Raw genomic sequence first — 18,059 nt, 5'->3', positions numbered from 1 at the left:
TTCAAATATGAACCTGCAAGACACCGTGTTGATGCAATTGCGCGACCTGATCCTCAGCGGTGCCTTTCCGCCAGGGCAGCGCCTGGCAGAGCAGCAACTCGCCGAGCGGCTGGGTGCCTCGCGCACGCCGGTTCGCGCTGCGCTGGTCACGCTGGAGCAAGAAGGCCTGGTCGAAGCCAATGAAACCGGCAAGTACCTGGTGCGCCAATTCACCGCACAAGAAGTCACCGATGCGATTGCCGTGCGGGGACATCTGGAAGGCATGGCCGCGCGCCTGGTGGCCGAACATGGGGTCTCACGCCAACTGCAGGGCGATCTGCAGGGCTGTCTTGACGAAGGCGATCGTTTGCTGTCAAGCAACCCACTCACGATCGAGGGTTACGCGGCCTACGCGGCCATGAACGACCGCTTCCATGCCTTGCTGCTGGAGGGCTGTGGCAATCGGGCCTTGCAACGCGCGGTGGCGCTCAACGACAAACTGCCCTTCGCCCCGGCCTCGGCCATGTTGCCCATGCAAGGCACGCTGGCGCGGGACCGCGACTGGATGCTCTACGCGCACCGCCAGCACCACATGCTGTTTGATGCCTTGCGCGCAGGGCAAGGTGCACGCGCCGAAGCGCTGGCCACCGAGCACACCGAGGTCGCCCAGATGAACATGCGCCTGGCACTGGAGCGGCGCTCGGAGTCTGAGCAGGTGTTGCCCGCGATCCGGCTGGTGGTGGGCTGATACCCATTCACCTTCAAGGTGATGACAGCGTTCCTCGGCCCTGTTCTCACTTTGAATGCACATCGGTATGAAAGAACGGCACTCCGCGCCCAGCGGGCGGTGTGTTGCGGTGTATCGTTGAGGTATGCCGAACGAAACTCCCGCCGCTATCGACCCAACAACCCCGCAGGCGCAAGGCCTCTCGCTCAAGCGGGTGGCCATCGACACTTACCATGAGAATGTGGCCTACCTGCACCGCGAGTGCGCCGTGGTCCGGGCCGAGGGCTTTCAGGCGCTCTCCAAGGTGGAGGTGCATGCCAACGGCAGCAGCATCCTGGCCACGGTCAACGTGGTCGACGATGTGTCCATTGTTGGCTGTGGTGAGCTGGGTCTGTCAGAGGACGCCTTTGCGCAGCTGAAGGTGCCCGACGGCCACCCGGCTTCGGTCTCACAGGCCGAGCCGCCCGCGTCCATTCCCGCCCTGTTTCGCAAGATCAACGGTGAGCGCCTGGGCCGGGAAGACTTTGCCGCCATCGTGCGCGACATTGCGCAGCACCGCTATTCCAAGATCGAGCTGACTGCGTTTGTGGTCGCCTGCAACCGCAGCGAGCTGGACCGCGAAGAGGTGTATTTCCTCACCGAGGCCATGGTGGCCAGCGGGCGGCGCCTCGATTGGCAGCAGCCGTTGGTGGTCGACAAGCACTGTATTGGTGGCATTCCGGGCAACCGCACATCGATGCTGGTGGTGCCCATCGTGGCGGCGCACGGCCTGGTGTTTCCCAAGACTTCGTCGCGCGCCATCACGTCGCCGGCCGGCACGGCCGACACCATGGCGGTACTGGCGAATGTGGAGCTGCCGTTTGAGCAGCTCGTCGGCATTGTGCGGCAACACGGCGCTTGCCTGGCCTGGGGCGGCACAGCGAATCTGTCGCCGGCTGACGATGTGCTGATTTCGGTGGAGCGCCCGCTGAACATCGACTCACCCGGGCAAATGGTGGCATCCATTCTGTCCAAAAAAATCGCGGCGGGTTCGACCCACCTGGTGCTCGACATCCCCATTGGCCCCACCGCCAAGGTGCGCTCCATGCCCGAGGCACAGCGTTTGCGGCGCCTGTTCGAATACGTGGCCCTGCGGCTGAATTTGTCGTTGGACGTGGTCATCACCGACGGACGCCAACCCATCGGACGTGGCATCGGCCCGGTGCTGGAAGCGCGCGACGTGATGCAGGTGCTGGAGAACCACCCCGATGCGCCCGACGATCTGCGTCAGAAATCGCTGCGCCTCGCGGGTCGCATCATCGAGTGCAGCCCCGATGTGCGCGGCGGCGACGGTTTCCGGATTGCCCGTGACATTCTTGAATCCGGGCGGGCGCTGGCGCACATGCAGGCCATCGTAGAGGCACAAGGCAGTCGGGGCTTTGACCTGCATCGGCCTGCTGTGGGCGCGCTAACGCTTGATGTGAAAGCCAGCGAATCGGGGGTGGTGATCGGTATCGACAACCTCAGGGTGGCGCGCATCGCCCGCCTGGCTGGCGCGCCCAAGGTGGCCGGTGCGGGCGTCGATGTGTTTGCCAAGCTGGGCGACCATGTGACCGCAGGCGATTTGCTGTACCGCATCTACGCCAGCTACCCAGCTGACTTGGTGTTCGCCCGGCAAGCCAGTGAGCAGGCCAACGGCTACCAGCTTGGAACGGCCAATCAGTTGCCCCAGGTTTTTGTGGAGTTTTGATGCCTGTACCCCAATCCAACCCAGCGGGCTGTTTGCTGTACTGCGCCGAAGACGCCGAACTGGCCGAGCGCGCTGCGCAGGCCGCGGCCTTGGAGCCCCGAGCGATCGAGCGGCACCGGTTTCCTGACGGGGAGTTGCGCCTGCGCCTGCCCGAGCAGCTGCCGGCCCGGGTCGTGATCTGGCGCTCGCTTTACGACCCCAACGAAAAGCTGGTGGAGCTGCTGTTGACCGCTCAGGCGGCGCGCACGCTGGGGGCTCGGCACCTGACCTTGGTGGCGCCCTATCTGGCCTACATGCGCCAGGACATGGCTTTTCAACCCGGTGAGGTGGTGAGCCAGCGCATCGTGGGGCGGTTTCTGGCCGATCTGTTTGACGCGGTGATCACCGTCGACCCCCATTTGCACCGGGTGGCCACCCTGGAAGATGCGATCCCTGTGCCCGATGCTGTGGTGCTGAGCGGTGCTCCTGTGTTGGCCGACCTGGTGCATCAGCACCGTCCCCAGGCCCTGCTGATCGGCCCCGATGAGGAGTCGCTGCAGTGGGTGGCGCAGGCCGCCGCACGCCATGGGTGGGACCATGCGGTGTGCCGCAAAGTCCGCCGGGGTGACCGGGATGTGGTGGTTCAACTCCCCGATCTGTCGGTGCTGGGCCGCACCGTGGTTTTGATGGACGACGTTGCGAGCTCGGGACACACCTTGGCCCAGGCATCACAAGCCCTGCTGGCCGCTGGCGCTGCTTCGGTCGATGTGGCCGTGACCCACGCCCTGTTTGCCGAGGGTGCTCTGGCCCTGGTGAAGACCGCTGGCGTGGGTGAGATCTGGAGCACCGATTGCATTCCCCATGCCAGCAATGCCGTCAGCATGGTGCCTGCACTGGCCCAGGCGCTCAGGGACCAGGCTTCGGTCAAACACCCGGCTTGAACCCGCGCAAAGGTTGGTGGGCCGTGCTGATCAGCACGTTTCAGCGGGTTGAACGGGTTGTTCATGGGGATTGTGCCCAAGCCTGTGCACAACTGCTGGGACAACTCGGAAAAGCCACGGCACGTCTGGGCTGGCGATCGGTGCCTGTTTTTTGAGCAGCGGCTCATTGCCCGCTTTCGAGTCGCCGGTTTATGCTCGCCCCATGAAGCTCTACAACTATTTCCGATCGTCCGCCTCGTTCCGGGTGCGCATCGCGCTGGCCTTGAAGCAGCTGCCGTATGAGTACATCTCGGTGCACCTCGCCAAAGGCGAACACAAACAAGCGGCGTTTGCCGACCTGTCGGCCGATGGGCTGGTGCCCTTGCTGGAGCTGGACGACGGCAACCGGCTGTCCCAGTCCATGGCCATCATCGAATACCTGGACGAACAGTTCCCGGGTGCTGCGCTGTTGCCCGCAGATGCATTGGGGCGAGCCCGCGTCAGAGCGCTCGCGCAGTCCATCGCCTGTGAGATCCATCCGTTGAACAACCTGCGCGTATTGCACTATCTGGTGAAGGAGCTCCAGGTCGAAGAGGATGCAAAGAACACCTGGTACCGCCACTGGGTCCGATCCGGTCTCGAAGCCTTTGAGCGCCAGCTGGCCCAGCCCGGCACCGGCGCCTTTTGCCACTGCGATGCGCCCACCCTGGCCGATTGTTGCCTGGTGCCGCAGATATTCAATGCCCAGCGGTTTCAAACGCCGCTGGAAGGCCTGCCGTTGACCATGGGCGTGTTCGAGCGTTGCATGGCTATGCCCGCCTTCCAGAGTGCTGAGCCCTCGGCTTGCCCGGACAGCGGCGCGTGATGCCCACTGGCCAGCCCCTGGCGCACCAGCTCACTCCCGAGTGGTCTGCACCTGCAGGAGTGCTCGCCACGTTCACCCTGCGCGGCGGCGGTGTGTCGGCACCGCCGTTTGACAGCTTCAACCTCGGGGATCACGTGCGCGACGATCCTGCGGCGGTGGCGCACAACCGACAGCAACTGGGCCACACGTTGGGCGCTCATCCGGTGTTTCTGCAGCAGGTGCATGGGACCGGTGTGGTGACGCTGCAAGCCCAGACGCCTGATGGGGCAGAGGGTGACGCCTGCATCACCACCCAGCCCGGTCTGGCCTGCACCATCATGGTGGCCGATTGCCTGCCGGTGTTGTTCACGCACCGCTCAGGTACCGTCGTGGCGGCGGCCCATGCAGGCTGGCGTGGCCTGGCTGGCGATGCGCAGGGCAGGGGTGTCCTGGAAACCACGTTGGACGCGGTGATCGAAACGGTGTGCCAGCAACAGCCTGGCCTCACTGCGGCTGAGGTTGTCGAAGGCGTCCAGGTCTGGCTGGGGCCTTGTATCGGGCCATCCGCGTTTGAGGTGGGTGCGGAAGTGCGCCAGGCCTTTGTCGAGCGGCAGCCCGAGGCGCGGGCGTGTTTCAGCGAAGCGCTGGAATCAGCCGGTGTAGCCGGCAAGTGGATGGGCGATCTGGCCGGGCTCGCCCGTCAGCGCCTGCAGGCTCGGGGCGTGGTTCAGATCGACGGCAACGACAGCAGCGCTGCCTGGTGTACCGTTGAAAACAACTCACGTTTCTTTTCGCACCGGCGCGACGCCGTCCGGCTCGGCAGCACCGGCCGCATGGCCGCCTGCATCTGGATCGCCTGATGCCGAAATGTCTCCAGCTTCGGCCTGTTGTTGGCGCCGTTCCGCGTCTTCAGCCGCCTCGCGCGCCCTGATGGCTCGCTTGCGACTTGGGGTATTCATCAGGTAGACCACGAGCGAGAGGGGTAGCAATCCATACAGAACAAAGGTCACAATGGCACCCAGGAGGGTGCCGGTGGTGTTGGTCGCTTCGGCGATCGACATCATCAACACCACATACATCCACGCAATCACAACCAGATACACGACAACCTTTGCTACCCGGATACGCTTGTCAGCCTGCTGGAAGCCGTTCGGTCGACACTAGGGCCAAGCCGGAATCTTTCCCCAGTAAGGCGATGATAAGCCGCCGGGAATAACCACAGGAGACACCCATGACATCAGGAAAAGACCCTCAAGCACCCTGGCTGGAAGCCGCACAGCAGTTTCAGCAAAACCTGATCGCCCAATGGACGCAGGCAGCCCAGGCCTTTCCAGGCGCAGCGGCAGCCCCGGGCCCGTCGGCTTCAGCCGACCCGTTTGCCGCCTTCAAGGCCTTCATGCCCCAGGGCACAGCCGCCCAACCGTTCGGGATGCCGGGCGGTGCCGCCGGGTTCCCCGGTTTCTCCAATTTGTTTGACCAGGCCGCCGGGCAGAAAGTCAAGCTGGATCCAGCTCAAATGCTGAAGATTCAGACCACCTACGTCCAGGAAATGGCTGGCCTGTGGAACCAGGGTGCCCACATGGCGCCGGTGGCCGACCGCCGCTTTTCAAACGATGCCTGGGCCAGCAACCCCGTGGCGGCCTTCACCGCGGCAACCTATCTGCTCAACGCCCGCACGCTGATGGCCATGGCCGACGCGGTCGAAGGCGATGCCAAAACCAAAACGCGTGTGCGCTTCGCCGTCCAGCAGTGGATCGATGCCAGCGCGCCCAGCAACTTCCTGGCCTTCAACGCCGAGGCGCAGAAAAAGGCCATCGATACCCAGGGCGAAAGCATCGCCAAGGGGGTGGCCAACCTGCTGCACGATCTCAAACAGGGCCATGTGTCCATGACCGATGAGAGCGTTTTTGAAGTGGGCAAAAACGTGGCCACCACCGAAGGCGCTGTGGTGTTTGAAAATGAGCTGTTTCAGCTGATCGAATACAAGCCGCTCACGGCCAAGGTTTACGAGCGGCCGTTCCTGTTGGTGCCACCTTGCATCAACAAGTTCTACATCCTCGATTTGCAGCCCAAGAACTCCCTGATCCGCTACTGCGTGGAGCAAGGTCACCGCACCTTTGTGGTGAGCTGGCGCAATCCAGATGAGTCCATCGCGCACAAGACCTGGGACAACTACATTGAAGATGCGGTCATGAAGGCGATCAGCGTCACCCAGGACATCACGGGCGCAGACAGCATCAATGCGCTGGGCTTTTGCGTGGGTGGCACCATGTTGAGCAATGCACTCGCGGTATTGGCGGCCCGAGGGGAAGAGCCTGTGAACAGCGCGACCTTCCTCACCACACTGATCGACTTCACCGACACCGGCATCCTCGATCTTTTCATCGACGAGTCATTTGTCAAATACCGCGAGATGCAGTTCGCCGAAGGCGGCCTCATGCCCGGACGCGATCTGGCCACTACCTTCAGCTTTCTGCGCCCCAACGATCTCGTGTGGAATTACGTGGTGGGCAACTACCTCAAAGGCGAGTCACCACCGCCGTTTGACCTGCTGTACTGGAACTCCGACGCGACCAACCTGCCCGGACCGTACTACGCCTGGTATCTGCGCCAGACTTACCTGGAAAACAACCTCGTTCAGCCCGGCAAGACGGTGGTGTGCGGCGAAAAAATCGACTTTCGCAAGGTGAAATTGCCCGTTTATGTGTACGGCTCGCGGGAAGACCACATCGTACCTATTGGGGGCGCCTACGCCAGCACCCAGGTGTTCCCTGGCAAGAAACGCTTTGTCATGGGCGCTTCGGGGCACATCGCTGGCGTGATCAACCCACCGGCGGCTGGCAAACGCAGCCACTGGATTGGGGCCGCGGGCAAGTTCCCCACCGATGTGAACGAGTGGATCGACAGTGCGACTGAGCAGCCGGGCAGCTGGTGGACAGACTGGTCGGACTGGCTGAAACCGCTTTCAGGCAAGCAAATTGCTGCCCCCAAGGCCTTTGGCAAGGGAAAGTCCTACCCTGCAATTGAACCGGCACCGGGGCGTTACGTCAAAGCCAAGGCATGATGTGGTCTGCGGACCGCCGGTCTTGCTTTGTGCACCAGCGGTCCCCGAGACGTTGATCCCAGCTTGACACCGCCTGGCATTGGCCGGGCGCATGGTCAAAAGCTGTCCATCGAAGTCATCCACCATCAATTCGAAAATACCCAACCTAGAAAGAGATCTCATGGAAGACATCGTTATCGTTGCAGCTGCCCGCACCGCAGTGGGCAAATTCGGAGGTTCCCTGGCGAAAGTGCCGGCGACCGAACTCGGCAGCATCGTCATCAAGGCTTTGCTGGAGCGCACCGGCGTTCCCGCCGAAGCGATCGGCGAAGTGATCATGGGCCAGGTGCTGGCTGCTGGCGTGGGCCAGAATCCGGCCCGCCAGGCCATGATGAAAGCCGGTGTGGCCAAAGAAACACCCGCCCTGACCATCAACGCCGTCTGTGGTTCCGGCCTGAAGGCCGTGATGCTCGCGGCACAGGCTGTGGCCTGGGGCGACAGCGAAATCGTGATCGCCGGCGGACAGGAAAACATGAGTGCCAGCCCGCACGTGCTCAACGGCAGCCGCGACGGCCAGCGCATGGGCGACTGGAAAATGACCGATACCATGATCGTGGACGGCCTGTGGGACGTTTACAACCAGTACCACATGGGTATCACGGCTGAAAACGTGGCCAAGGCCAACGGCATCACGCGTGAAATGCAAGATGCACTGGCGCTCGGAAGCCAGCAAAAAGCAGCCAAAGCCCAGGAAGAAGGCAAGTTCAAAGACGAAATCGTTGATGTGGTGATTCCGCAGCGCAAAGGCGATCCCGTGGTGTTTAACACCGACGAGTTCGTCAACAAGAAGACCAATGCCGATGTGCTGAGCGGTTTGCGCCCAGCCTTCGACAAAGCAGGCAGCGTCACGGCCGGCAACGCATCGGGCATCAACGATGGCGCAGCGGCGGTGATGGTGATGACCGCAAAGAAGGCGGCTGAGCTGGGCTTGAAGCCCATGGCCCGCATTGCTTCGTTCGGCACCAGTGGTCTGGATCCCGCCATCATGGGCATGGGCCCTGTGCCCGCAACCCAGAAAGCCTTGGCCCGGGCCGGCTGGACGGTGGCCGATGTGGATCTGTTTGAGCTCAACGAAGCGTTTGCCGCACAGGCTTGCGCGGTCAACAAGGTGCTCGACATCGACGCCGCCAAGGTGAACGTCAACGGCGGTGCTATCGCCATTGGTCACCCTATCGGTGCGTCGGGCTGCCGGATTCTGGTCACGCTGCTGCACGAGATGCAGCGCCGCGATGCCAAGAAAGGCGTCGCAGCCCTGTGTATCGGTGGCGGTATGGGTGTCTCGCTCGCATTGGAGCGCTGATATTCGACCCACCCCTGCCAAACTTCGCTGACCCCATCTAAGGGGCAATCCCTGTGGCCCGGCAAAGCCGGTTCCACGGGACTTTAGAAGCCGGCATTTTCTCGACGCCAGTCGTATTGATGGGCATCAGGTTTTTGAATTTTTTAATGCCAATAGGCACCACCCAGAGGAGCACAGAACATGAATCAAAAAGTAGCGTACGTCACCGGTGGCATGGGCGGCATTGGAACCGCCATTTGCCAGCGTTTGCACAAAGAGGGTTTCAAAGTCATCGCGGGCTGTGGCCCGACGCGTGATTTCGAAAAATGGCTGGGTGAGCAAAAGGCACAGGGCTATACCTTCTATGCATCGGTTGGCAATGTAGGCGACTGGGATTCCACCGTGGAAGCCTTTGCTGATGCCAAAGCCAAACACGGCAGCATCGATGTGCTGGTCAACAACGCTGGCATTACCAAAGACCGCATGTTTCTCAAGATGAGCCGGGAAGACTGGACGGCGGTGATGAACACCAACCTGGACTCCATGTTCAACGTGACCAAACAAGTGGTTGCCGACATGGTGGAAAAAGGCTGGGGCCGCATCGTCAACATTTCGTCTGTGAACGGCGAAAAAGGCCAGGCGGGTCAGACCAACTACTCGGCTGCCAAAGCCGGTATGCACGGTTTTTCGATGGCGCTGGCGCAGGAGATGGCCACCAAGGGCGTCACGGTCAATACCGTGAGTCCGGGGTACATCGGCACCGACATGGTCAACGCCATCCGTCCCGACGTGCTGGAGAAAATCGTGGCCACGGTGCCCGTCAAACGTCTGGGCAAGCCCAGCGAAATTGCTTCCATCATCGCCTGGCTGGCGAGTGAAGAGGGCGGCTACGCGACCGGCGCAGACTTCTCGGTCAACGGTGGTTTGCACATGGGGTGAGTGAAGCTCACCCCCTGCGCCGCACCTGCGGCGTTCTGGGGGGGGGCGTCATTTCTCTCGATCAACCCCGCTTTAGCGGGGTTTTTCTTGGGCGCTGGGATAATCGCCTGATGTCTGCCGATTTTCCCGATTCTTCCTTCTGGCGTTTGTCCGTTGCCCCCATGATGGGGTGGACGGATCGGCATTGCCGTTTTTTCCACCGATTGCTGACACGCCGTACCCTGCTGTACACCGAAATGGTGACCACAGGCGCGCTGATCCATGGCAATGCCGCGCAACATCTGCGCTTCAGCGAAGAAGAGCACCCGGTGGCCTTGCAGCTGGGGGGCAGCGACCCGGCTGATTTGGCGATTTGCGCCAAGCTGGGGGCCGAGCGGGGTTATGACGAGATCAATCTGAACTGCGGTTGCCCGAGTGAGCGGGTGCTCAAGGGGGCTTTTGGCGCATGCCTCATGGGCGAAGCCCAGTTGGTGGCCGACGGTGTGAAGGCCATGGTGGATGCGGTGGATATTCCCGTCACGGTGAAGCACCGCATTGGCATCGACAAGATCGAGAGCTATGATTTTGTGCGCGATTTTGTGGGCACGGTGAGCGAAGCCGGGTGCAAGGTGTTTTTGGTGCATGCCCGCAACGCCTGGTTGCAAGGCTTGTCGCCAAAGGAAAACCGCGAAATTCCGCCGCTGCGTTACGACCTGGTGTACCAGCTCAAGCGCGACTTTCCCGATCTGGTGATTGTCGCCAATGGCGGCATCAAGACCAACGCTCAAATTGCTGAGCACCTGACCCAACTCGATGGCGCAATGATCGGCCGCGAGGCGTACCACAACCCGTGGCTGATGACCGCGTGGGATGAGGCGTTTTACGGTGAAGCGGCGCCAGATGTACCCTTGACGCACGAGGCTGTGGAGCTCGCGATGATCGACTACATGGAGCGCGCTGCTGCTGAAGATGGTGCGCCTTGGTATTCGATTGCCAGCCACATGCTGGGCCTGCGGCATGGCTTGCATGGCGCGCGCAAATGGCGCCAGGTGTGGAGCGACCACCGCCTGAAACCCCTGCCTGCCCGCGAAGTGTGGGCCATGGCTCAGGCCCATGTGGGGCTTCATGATCTGGCAGATGCGATACCCCTCTGAGGGGCCTCGGGCACAATGCCTTGTTGCCTGTTCTTTTTCCTCTTCTCTTTCTACTTAGCTCATAAAGCCTGACCCCATGAAACGCACTGCCATTGCCTTGATCATTTGCTCTGCCGCTATCCTGTCGGCGCCTGCCATGGCGCAAGACGTGACGCTCGCAGCCGCCGCCAAAGAGGCTGGCGCCATCGTGACCCCCACGGGTCTGGTCTACCGGGCGATGAAAGAGGGCACGGGTGCCAGCCCCCGTGCAGCCAACACTGTCAAGGTGCACTACAAGGGCACACTTCCTGATGGCAAGGAATTTGACAGCTCGTATTCGCGTGGAACGCCTATCGAGTTCCCCTTGGGCGGTGTGATTCCTTGCTGGACCGAGGGCGTACAGCGCATGAAGATCGGTGGCAAGGCCAAGTTGACCTGCCCCAGCGCCATCGCCTATGGCGAACGCGGTGCAGGTGGTGTGATTCCGCCCAATGCCACCTTGGTGTTTGAAGTCGAGCTGCTGGGCATCAAGTAAGGCGATTTTCGGCCGTATCGGGCCCTGTGCGCATGCGCGCAAGGGCGCTGGCTTGCTCCCGGCGCCCGTGCGCCCGGTAGCTCAGGGCTTGGGTTTGTCTGCGCCGGCTTTTGCTTTGAGTTTGGTGATACCGATGAAGTCCATGATGAGCTTCTCGTAGATGGGCTCGGAGGAGCCTTTCTGCATCTTGCGCATGAAGTACTTCTCGAAAGCCACTTTCGCCAGGTGCACCCATTTGCCCTCGGCAAACCAGCTCACGTTGCGCGGCGGAATTTGCGGCAGCGCCACGAAACAGGCACCGGTGTCACCGAAGTCGGCCAGGCACACGGTATTCCAGGTGGCCTTGTGGGTGGGCGATTTCCCGTCCATGAGTTCGCGAATGTTGTGTGCCGTGGCGGTGACCATGGACTCGATCATGTAGCCGGTTTTGGGCGTTCCGCAGGGAATCGGCGTGGTTTCTACCGGTGGGATGGCGATGCACACGCCGACGCTGAAGACATTCTGGAAAGTCTTGTTGCGCTGGTGTTCGTCCACGGTGACGAAGCCGCGCGGATTGGTCAGGCCTTCGATGCCGTAGACGGCGTCCACGCCTTTGAAGGCTGGCAGCATCATCGAGTGTTTGAAGGGCAGCACATGCTCCTTGATCGGCTCGCCCTGGTCATTGTGTTCGGTCACAAACATCTGACCGTCTTCGATCTTGGTGGTTTTGGCGTTGCAGATCCATTTGATATGGCGCTGGCGCATGGCGGCCTCCAGCATGCCCTTGGAATCGCCCACTCCACCCAGACCCAGATGGCCGATGTAGGGCTCGGGTGTCACATAGGTCATGGGCACTTGGTCACGGATCTTGCGCTTGCGCAGATCGGTGTCCATGATCATGGCGAATTCATAGGCTGGGCCGAAGCACGAAGCGCCTTGAACGGCGCCAACCACGATAGGCCCCGGGTTTTGCACGAAGCCGTCCCAGGCTTGTTTGGCGGTTTCGGCGTGGGCCACGTGGCAGATCGACTGCGTGTGGCCGCCGTGTGGGCCCAAACCTTCGACTTCGTCGAAGGCCAACTTGGGTCCGGTGGCGATCACCAGGTAGTCGTAGCTGACCATGCTGCCATCGGCCAGCTCAATCTGGTTGTCAGCCGGGTGTACGCGCTTCGCCGCCTGGATGATGGCTTTGATGCCCTTTTTGCCCAGTGCGGGCTCGATTTCCACCTCGATATCGCCGCGTTTTCGCCAATCGACCGCAACCCAGGGGTTGGATGGCACGAAATGGAATTTCGCTGAGTCGCTGATCACCGTGACGGTGTCTTCAGCGCGGGCCAGTGCCTTCATTTCGTAGGCCATGGGCATGCCGCCCAGCCCAGCGCCCAGAATCACGATGTGTGCCATGTCTTGTCTCCATCAAAAGGGTTGCCGATACACCTGTAGATGGTGCATTTGCAAGCCTTGATGAGACTTGATATTTGTCAAGAGAGGTACCCGAATATACCCTTGGGTGTATGGGTATCTATCGGTTCACCACCGGGTGATGGGTTCAGGCCGCTGAGAAGCCCAGGGAACGAAGGTCGAGCTGGCCATTGTGCATGGGCGGGCACCAGAAGTAGGCACCGGTTTCTGGTTCGCTGAAGCTGAACAAGGCGTCGGTGATGCCGTCCTCAACGCCGCACATGCGCCCGAGCAAGGCCTCGAAGGCATCAAACGAATGTCCGAAAGCGGTGAACACCAGACCGCCTCGGTTGCCTTCGACCCAGGGCATGGAGCGCCGCAGCACAAAGGCCTCGGGCGCAAAGCTTTCCTGGGCCGTACGCTTGACGTGGGCCGACTCGGGCGCGTCGTCCAGCTCTTCGTTGCTGTCCAGATCTCGACCAAAGGTGTGATCCTGTTGCAGGCGGGGCATGGCTTCGAAACGGCTCAGCTGGTGGTGCCAGTGCTGCAGGGCCAGGAAGCTGCTGCCGGCCAGCGGTCCGGCATTTTCAGGCACCAGTGCCGTCTTGAGCGCTTCGCCGTCTTTCGGATTCTCTGTGCCGTCTTCGTAGCCGGTCAGGTCCCGCCCGCCCGCGTGGTTGAACGCGTCGGTGATGTTGGTGATTTCAAATGCAGGCGCCAGCAGGGCTTCCAGGTGTTGACTGCGTGCCAACAGCTCGCCACGCGCCGTTCCACGCAGCCAGACCAGCAGGTCTATCGGTGTTGCAGGCAGCTTGACCAGCGCGCCTTCGATACCGCGGAACGTCTTCAGCCCTGCCACTTGGCCATCGAGTGCCTTCACCAGGGATTCACCCAGGCCCACGACCGAGGTCAGGCCATCGGTTTGCTCGGCCAGAAGTTGCAAGACGGGGCGTGGGTCAGCGCCAAGGCACAACTGGCAACTCAGGTAGCGGCCATGGGCCGGGATGGCTTCGAGAATGCCGGATTGTGCCAAAGGGGTTTCGCTCATATGGGAGATTTTGTTGTGAAGGGTGGGCCTGGTGTGCCCTTTGCACTCCCCAGCGGGTATCTGCCTTGAATTTAACAGCGAGTTTCAGGGCCGAGCGCAGATAGGGTCGTGAACTTGACCCATCGCCAGTTTTTCAAGCATGGAGGCGTCTGAGCTGCTCTCTGCGCCAAGGGTGGGTGCTTTGGTGGTTTCAGGGCGTCTGCGCCAAGCGATACGCCAGCGACATCACGGCGATCAGCAGCAGAAAAGACAACGCTTTCCAGAATGCGAGCGGGTGGCGCTCAATCAGCGGAGGGCTCTGCCGGTGCAGGAAGTCGCTGTTGGGGTGCTGCAGATCGTAGACAAATTCGGCCACGTCTTCGTGGCGTTTCCAGGGATCGGGGTGCAGCGCTTTGCGCAGTGCGCCATCGACCCAGACGGGTAAAGGCCTTGCGCTGGCGAGCGTTGAATCAAAGACCAGTCGGCGCTGATTGGCCGGGGTGCGTGTGGCGGCGACCGCGCTGCCATAAGGCAAGCGACTGGTGAGCATCTGGTAAGTGATGACGCCCAGCGAAAACAGGTCAGAGCGGGCGCTGCCGCTCTCGCCAAGGAAATACTCGGGCGCGGTGTACTGGGCGGTTCCCAGCAAAGGCTCTTCCTGCAGGGGTGCGGTTGCTTCTGCGAGGCCGGCGACGCGGGTGGATCCAAAATCGATGATCTTTACGGTGGCAGTGGCGTCAATCATGATGTTGGCCGGACGCAGGTCCTGGTGCAGCATGTCCATGCGGTGAAAGGCCTGGAGACCTCGGCCGATTTGCTCAACGATGCGGCGCACGGTGGGCAGGTCGGGTTTGGGGTTGTCTTGCATCCATTGCGCCAGAGTCTGGCCTTCGACGTACTCCATGACCACATAAAGGTATTGCCGCGTCCGGGTCGGTGCACAGGGTTTGAGCACATGGGGGCTGTCGATCCGCCTCGCAATCCATTCTTCCATCAAGAAGCGCTCGAGACAGGCCGGGTCGGCGTGCTGGTCCACCGAGGGAATTTTCAGCGCCACCTGCTGGCCAGAGGCCTCATCGATGGCGAGGTAGATGTGGCTGCGGCTGGAGGCGTGCAGCTCGCGCACGATGCGGTATCCATCAAATTGCTCCCGAGCCGTCAGCAAAGGCGGCAAAGCGAGCGCGGCGCGCCGCTGCGAAGTCTCGGTGATGTCGTGGGCGGGCAGGGCATCGATGCGCACCAGCTGAACAGTGAGGTTGTCCTGGCTGCCGCGTTCAAGCGCAGCCTCCACAAGGGAGCGAGCGGCGGCGTCCAGGTCGTCGGGGTGGGCCTGAAGCGTGGCATGGATCAGCGCGGCATCGACATGTTCGTGCACACCGTCGGTGGCCAGCACATACACCTCACCCTGTGTGAGCGGCAGGGCCAGGTAGTCGATATCCACCGTGGATTGTGCGCCCAGGGCCCTGGCGAGGTAGCTCTGCTGTGAAGAGATCCGCACCCGATGGTCTTCGGTGAGTTGCTCCAGCGCTTTGGGATGCAGCCGCAAGATGCGGCTGTCGCCCACGTGGAAGAGGTGTGCTGTGGTGGACTTGATCACCATGGCGCTGAAGGTGCACACGTAGCCACGTTCCTGGTCGTTGCGGTGCGGGCTGCGCTGCGTCTGACCATGCAACCAGGCGTTGCTGGCACCAAGCACCCTTTGCCCGGAGCGTTTCACGCTCCAGGCGTCTGAGGTGCAGTAATAGTCTTCGAGGAAACTGCGCACGGCGGCTTCGCTCGCTTCCTGGCTGACCGCGCTGCTGCTGATGCCGTCGGCCAGCGCGATGGCCACGCCCTTGGCGCTCAGCAGAGGCTCAACGGGAACGAGCGCCCCATGAAAGTCTTGATTGACTTCCTTGCGGCCTTTGTCCGAGTGCTGACCGATGGAGATGGTTAACTTGCCAGACATGGCACTGTGCGGTGGGTTGGGCCGAAGCAGGCAGGCTGCACTCAGTAGCTCTTGTAGGGCAGAAATTTGCCTGACATGGCGATGTTGACGCGATCCCCTGCAGGATCTGACTCCCGCACAAGCTTCATTTTGAAATCGATCGCTGACATGATGCCGTCGCCGAATTCTTCGTGAATGAGCTCTTTGAAGGTGGTGCCGTAGACCTGTACCAGTTCGTAGAGCCGGTAGATCAATGGGTCGGTCGGGACAGCTGTGGGCACCGAGCCTTTGCTGGGCACGACCTGCAGCCACGCAATGGCCTCCTTGGGCAGGTCGAAAAACTGGCCAACGGTGTCGGCCTGGGCTTTGTTGAACGTCATTTGGCCAAGGCAGGCTGCGGTGACCCATTCTTTGGACAGGCCCAGCTCGGCGGCCACAGCCTCCCATTTGAGGCCTTTGGTGATCTTGGCGCCGATGATCATTTCGGTGACGTCGTTGCGGTTCATACGTTGACTCCCGGGTGGTTCAAATGTGATGGGGTGTTGCAGTTGGGCGCCGGGGACAGCGCCTCCCTAAAACCACAGCGAACGCGTGTTCGCTGTGGCCGAGGGGCTGAAATCAGGCCGTGCGCTTGGGTGCGGTGCGCACATGCGTGGAGTACAGCGTCAGGCCCACAAAGGCCAGGCCGCCGACCAGGTTGCCGAGCACAGTCGGGATCTCGTTCCAGATCAGGTAATCGTAGATGGAGAAATTGCCACCCAGGAGCAGCCCGGAGGGGAACAGGAACATGTTGACGATGGAGTGCTCAAAGCCCATGTAGAAAAACAGCATGATGGGCATCCACATGGCAATGACCTTGCCCGAGACGTTGGTCGAGACCATGGCGCCCACGACGCCTGTCGACACCATCCAGTTGCACAGCACGCCGCGAATGAACAGCGTCAACATGCCCGAGGCGCCGTGTGCGGCGTAGCCCACGGTGCGGCCTTCACCGATGTGGCCAATGGCTTGGCCGACCGCATTGGGCTCGGTGGAGAATCCGAACGTGAAGATGATGGCCATCATGATGGCAACCAGGAATGCGCCGGCGAAGTTGCCGACAAACACCAGGCCCCAGTTGCGCAGCACGCCGTTGAGGGTGACGCCTGGCCGCTTGTCGATCAGCGCCAGGGGGCACAGTGTCATCACGCCGGTCAGCAGATCGAAGCCCAGCAGGTACAGCAGGCAGAACCCGACGGGAAACAGGATGGCGCCCGCCAAAGGCTGTCCGGTCTGTACGTTGATGGTGATGGCGAATGCCGCGGCCAGCGCCAAAATAGCGCCGGCCATGAATGCGCGGATCAATGTGTCGCGGGTGGACATGAAGATCTTGGCTTCTCCAGCGTCCACCATTTTGGTGACGAATTCGGACGGTACCAGGTAGGCCATGTTGATTACCTCTCGTTGCTCAAGGCGTGCACCCTGGGGTATTGGGTGCGGTTGTGGACGCCGGACAGGGTTTGTCGGCGGGCAGTCTTGTCAGGCCAGGGCGGATCAATCGGATGCTTCAAAAACAGAAACGGCGCCCATTCCTTGCCGGGCTCGCACGAATGAAAGCAAGGCTGGAATGGACGCCGTTGTCCATGAAAATGTGTTGGTGAGCAGCCAGCTGCTCATCCGCCGATCGGGCCGCCGTTGGCCTGACATCATTACCTAAGCATGCTTCGTGCCAGGGCTGGATGTCGAATTTCTCAGGGGACAGACGTGGCTGTGGACGGCGGCCTGGGTCCCTGGGAGCCAAAGCGGTGCGGTCAATGATCGGTTTTGGTGCAGCGCAGCAAAAGAGCCGGGCGCTGGGATCGCGCCATTGTGGGGCGGGGGGTCAGGTCGCGGCTTCCAGGCCGTTGTGGAAGTGTTCTTGCATGCGCTGCATGGCGAGTTCGCCCTCGCGGGCCAGCAGCGCTGCCATCACGGCGCGGTGCTCGCTCAGGGAGTCATCAATCCGCCCGGTCTTGAGGAGTGAATTGTGGCGGTTGAGCTTCATGACCTTGCGCAGATCGGTGACCATTTGCATGCGCCAACGGTTGTCGGCGATTTCCAGCAAACGCATGTGGAAGCGTTCATTGATGGCAAAAAACAGATCGCGCTGACCGATAGCCCCTTCCAGCTCGGCGTGGATGGTTTGCAGTTCGGTGAGCTCGACGTCGCTGGCCCGTTGCGCCACCACGCCTGCCGCGTCAGACTCCAGCAGCGCCAGCAGGTGGTAGACATCGGTCAGGTCTTTGTCGGACACTTCGGTCACGTAGGCCCCCCGCCGGACCTTCATGGTCACCAGGCCTTCGGCCGCGAGGACTTTTAAGGCTTCCCGCAAGGGGGTACGGCTGATACCGTATTCCTCGGCGATCTTGAGCTCGTCGATCCAGCTGCCGGGCTCCAGCTCGCGGCTGAATATGCGCTGCCGAAGCAATTCGGCAACTTCTTCGTACAGGGCGCGTGGAGCGAGCGAGAGGACGGACATGAAAGAAGTCTTAGAGTGGCGTAGCGCCTGGATAGTCAGGGTGAGATTGTAAGCCGGGAGGAATATTTTGCATCAATAATTA

At 61.5% G+C, this 18,059-nt stretch carries 17 protein-coding genes; 10 read left to right on the top strand and 7 right to left on the bottom strand.

Annotated features, from left to right (window positions below; all coding sequences use genetic code 11):
- Positions 1–7: 7 nt before the first annotated feature.
- The 5 genes from E5678_RS06750 to pgeF all read left to right on the top strand — a co-directional run bounded on the left by E5678_RS06750 (position 8) and on the right by pgeF (position 5,038).
- Positions 8–727: a GntR family transcriptional regulator gene (locus E5678_RS06750; RefSeq protein WP_136177810.1), complete on the top strand. Its 720-nt coding sequence runs from the start codon at positions 8–10 to the stop codon at positions 725–727.
- 124 nt (positions 728–851) lie between these two features.
- Positions 852–2,435, top strand: a complete 1,584-nt coding sequence (locus tag E5678_RS06745) for a thymidine phosphorylase family protein (RefSeq protein WP_136177809.1) — start codon at positions 852–854, stop codon at positions 2,433–2,435.
- Positions 2,435–3,355 carry a ribose-phosphate diphosphokinase gene (locus E5678_RS06740; RefSeq protein ID WP_136177808.1) on the top strand — a complete coding sequence of 307 codons (921 nt, stop codon included), beginning with the start codon at positions 2,435–2,437 and terminating at the stop codon, positions 3,353–3,355. Before E5678_RS06745 ends, E5678_RS06740 begins: the two co-directional genes overlap by 1 nt.
- Positions 3,356–3,557: 202 nt before the next feature.
- Positions 3,558–4,199 carry a maleylacetoacetate isomerase gene (gene maiA / locus E5678_RS06735; protein ID WP_136177807.1) on the top strand — a complete coding sequence of 214 codons (642 nt, stop codon included), beginning with the start codon at positions 3,558–3,560 and terminating at the stop codon, positions 4,197–4,199.
- Positions 4,199–5,038 (top strand): peptidoglycan editing factor PgeF, encoded by an 840-nt coding sequence (gene pgeF, locus E5678_RS06730; protein ID WP_136177806.1) that lies wholly within the window; start codon positions 4,199–4,201, stop codon positions 5,036–5,038. The genes maiA and pgeF overlap by 1 nt, the downstream gene beginning before the upstream one ends.
- Here the strand turns inward: pgeF and E5678_RS06725 are convergent.
- Complete coding sequence (locus E5678_RS06725; RefSeq protein WP_136177805.1) at positions 4,958–5,281, bottom strand: hypothetical protein; 324 nt, start codon at positions 5,279–5,281, stop codon at positions 4,958–4,960. The two genes, pgeF and E5678_RS06725, sit on opposite strands and share 81 nt — an antisense overlap.
- 128 nt (positions 5,282–5,409) lie before the next feature.
- Here E5678_RS06725 and phaC point away from each other — a divergent pair, with 128 nt between their 5' ends.
- The 5 genes from phaC to E5678_RS06700 all read left to right on the top strand — a co-directional run bounded on the left by phaC (position 5,410) and on the right by E5678_RS06700 (position 11,146).
- On the top strand, positions 5,410–7,242 hold the full coding sequence (gene phaC, locus E5678_RS06720; RefSeq protein ID WP_136177804.1) for a class I poly(R)-hydroxyalkanoic acid synthase: 1,833 nt from the start codon (positions 5,410–5,412) through the stop codon (positions 7,240–7,242).
- A gap of 160 nt (positions 7,243–7,402) precedes the next feature.
- Complete coding sequence (locus E5678_RS06715; protein ID WP_136177803.1) at positions 7,403–8,581, top strand: acetyl-CoA C-acetyltransferase; 1,179 nt, start codon at positions 7,403–7,405, stop codon at positions 8,579–8,581.
- 180 nt (positions 8,582–8,761) lie between these two features.
- Positions 8,762–9,499, top strand: a complete 738-nt coding sequence (gene phbB / locus E5678_RS06710; RefSeq protein ID WP_136177802.1) for an acetoacetyl-CoA reductase — start codon at positions 8,762–8,764, stop codon at positions 9,497–9,499.
- Positions 9,500–9,609: 110 nt separating this feature from the next.
- Positions 9,610–10,632 carry a tRNA dihydrouridine(20/20a) synthase DusA gene (gene dusA / locus E5678_RS06705; protein WP_136177801.1) on the top strand — a complete coding sequence of 341 codons (1,023 nt, stop codon included), beginning with the start codon at positions 9,610–9,612 and terminating at the stop codon, positions 10,630–10,632.
- Positions 10,633–10,708: 76 nt separating this feature from the next.
- Entirely contained in the window at positions 10,709–11,146 is a 438-nt protein-coding gene (locus tag E5678_RS06700) for an FKBP-type peptidyl-prolyl cis-trans isomerase (protein ID WP_136177800.1), read from the top strand.
- Positions 11,147–11,227: 81 nt separating this feature from the next.
- On the opposite strand, the gene E5678_RS06695 is transcribed toward E5678_RS06700, so the two are convergent.
- The 6 genes from E5678_RS06695 to E5678_RS06670 form a co-directional block, all read right to left on the bottom strand.
- Entirely contained in the window at positions 11,228–12,529 is a 1,302-nt protein-coding gene (locus E5678_RS06695) for an FAD/NAD(P)-binding oxidoreductase (protein WP_136177799.1), read from the bottom strand.
- Between the two features lie 145 nt (positions 12,530–12,674).
- Complete coding sequence (locus E5678_RS06690) at positions 12,675–13,574, bottom strand: Dyp-type peroxidase (RefSeq protein WP_136177798.1); 900 nt, start codon at positions 13,572–13,574, stop codon at positions 12,675–12,677.
- 190 nt (positions 13,575–13,764) lie between these two features.
- Entirely contained in the window at positions 13,765–15,501 is a 1,737-nt protein-coding gene (locus E5678_RS06685) for a bifunctional protein-serine/threonine kinase/phosphatase (protein ID WP_136177797.1), read from the bottom strand.
- Positions 15,502–15,542: 41 nt separating this feature from the next.
- The gene (gene cynS / locus E5678_RS06680; RefSeq protein ID WP_136177796.1) at positions 15,543–15,986 is read right to left on the bottom strand and encodes a cyanase; all 444 of its coding nucleotides are present in this window, start codon (positions 15,984–15,986) and stop codon (positions 15,543–15,545) included.
- Positions 15,987–16,098: 112 nt separating this feature from the next.
- Entirely contained in the window at positions 16,099–16,908 is an 810-nt protein-coding gene (locus tag E5678_RS06675; protein WP_136177795.1) for a formate/nitrite transporter family protein, read from the bottom strand.
- Between the two features lie 433 nt (positions 16,909–17,341).
- Positions 17,342–17,977 (bottom strand): GntR family transcriptional regulator, encoded by a 636-nt coding sequence (locus E5678_RS06670; RefSeq protein WP_136177794.1) that lies wholly within the window; start codon positions 17,975–17,977, stop codon positions 17,342–17,344.
- Between the last annotated feature and the right edge of the window lie 82 nt (positions 17,978–18,059).

The sequence above is a fragment of the Hydrogenophaga sp. PAMC20947 genome (genome assembly GCF_004795855.1).
Classification (GTDB): domain Bacteria; phylum Pseudomonadota; class Gammaproteobacteria; order Burkholderiales; family Burkholderiaceae_C; genus Hydrogenophaga.
This window is presented reverse-complemented; position numbering and strand designations above follow the sequence as displayed.

What these genes read in the sequence shown, in the direction of transcription:
- E5678_RS06715 (WP_136177803.1), top strand. Translation starts at nt 7,403, where the DNA reads ATGGAAGACATCGTTATCGTTGCAGCTGCCCGCACCGCAGTGGGCAAA.
- E5678_RS06695 (WP_136177799.1), bottom strand. Translation starts at nt 12,529, where the DNA reads ATGGCACACATCGTGATTCTGGGCGCTGGGCTGGGCGGCATGCCCATG.
- E5678_RS06740 (WP_136177808.1), top strand. Translation starts at nt 2,435, where the DNA reads ATGCCTGTACCCCAATCCAACCCAGCGGGCTGTTTGCTGTACTGCGCC.
- E5678_RS06750 (WP_136177810.1), top strand. Translation starts at nt 8, where the DNA reads ATGAACCTGCAAGACACCGTGTTGATGCAATTGCGCGACCTGATCCTC.
- dusA (WP_136177801.1), top strand. Translation starts at nt 9,610, where the DNA reads ATGTCTGCCGATTTTCCCGATTCTTCCTTCTGGCGTTTGTCCGTTGCC.
- phaC (WP_136177804.1), top strand. Translation starts at nt 5,410, where the DNA reads ATGACATCAGGAAAAGACCCTCAAGCACCCTGGCTGGAAGCCGCACAG.
- cynS (WP_136177796.1), bottom strand. Translation starts at nt 15,986, where the DNA reads ATGAACCGCAACGACGTCACCGAAATGATCATCGGCGCCAAGATCACC.
- maiA (WP_136177807.1), top strand. Translation starts at nt 3,558, where the DNA reads ATGAAGCTCTACAACTATTTCCGATCGTCCGCCTCGTTCCGGGTGCGC.
- E5678_RS06685 (WP_136177797.1), bottom strand. Translation starts at nt 15,501, where the DNA reads ATGTCTGGCAAGTTAACCATCTCCATCGGTCAGCACTCGGACAAAGGC.
- E5678_RS06670 (WP_136177794.1), bottom strand. Translation starts at nt 17,977, where the DNA reads ATGTCCGTCCTCTCGCTCGCTCCACGCGCCCTGTACGAAGAAGTTGCC.
- E5678_RS06690 (WP_136177798.1), bottom strand. Translation starts at nt 13,574, where the DNA reads ATGAGCGAAACCCCTTTGGCACAATCCGGCATTCTCGAAGCCATCCCG.
- pgeF (WP_136177806.1), top strand. Translation starts at nt 4,199, where the DNA reads ATGCCCACTGGCCAGCCCCTGGCGCACCAGCTCACTCCCGAGTGGTCT.
- E5678_RS06745 (WP_136177809.1), top strand. Translation starts at nt 852, where the DNA reads ATGCCGAACGAAACTCCCGCCGCTATCGACCCAACAACCCCGCAGGCG.
- phbB (WP_136177802.1), top strand. Translation starts at nt 8,762, where the DNA reads ATGAATCAAAAAGTAGCGTACGTCACCGGTGGCATGGGCGGCATTGGA.
- E5678_RS06700 (WP_136177800.1), top strand. Translation starts at nt 10,709, where the DNA reads ATGAAACGCACTGCCATTGCCTTGATCATTTGCTCTGCCGCTATCCTG.
- E5678_RS06675 (WP_136177795.1), bottom strand. Translation starts at nt 16,908, where the DNA reads ATGGCCTACCTGGTACCGTCCGAATTCGTCACCAAAATGGTGGACGCT.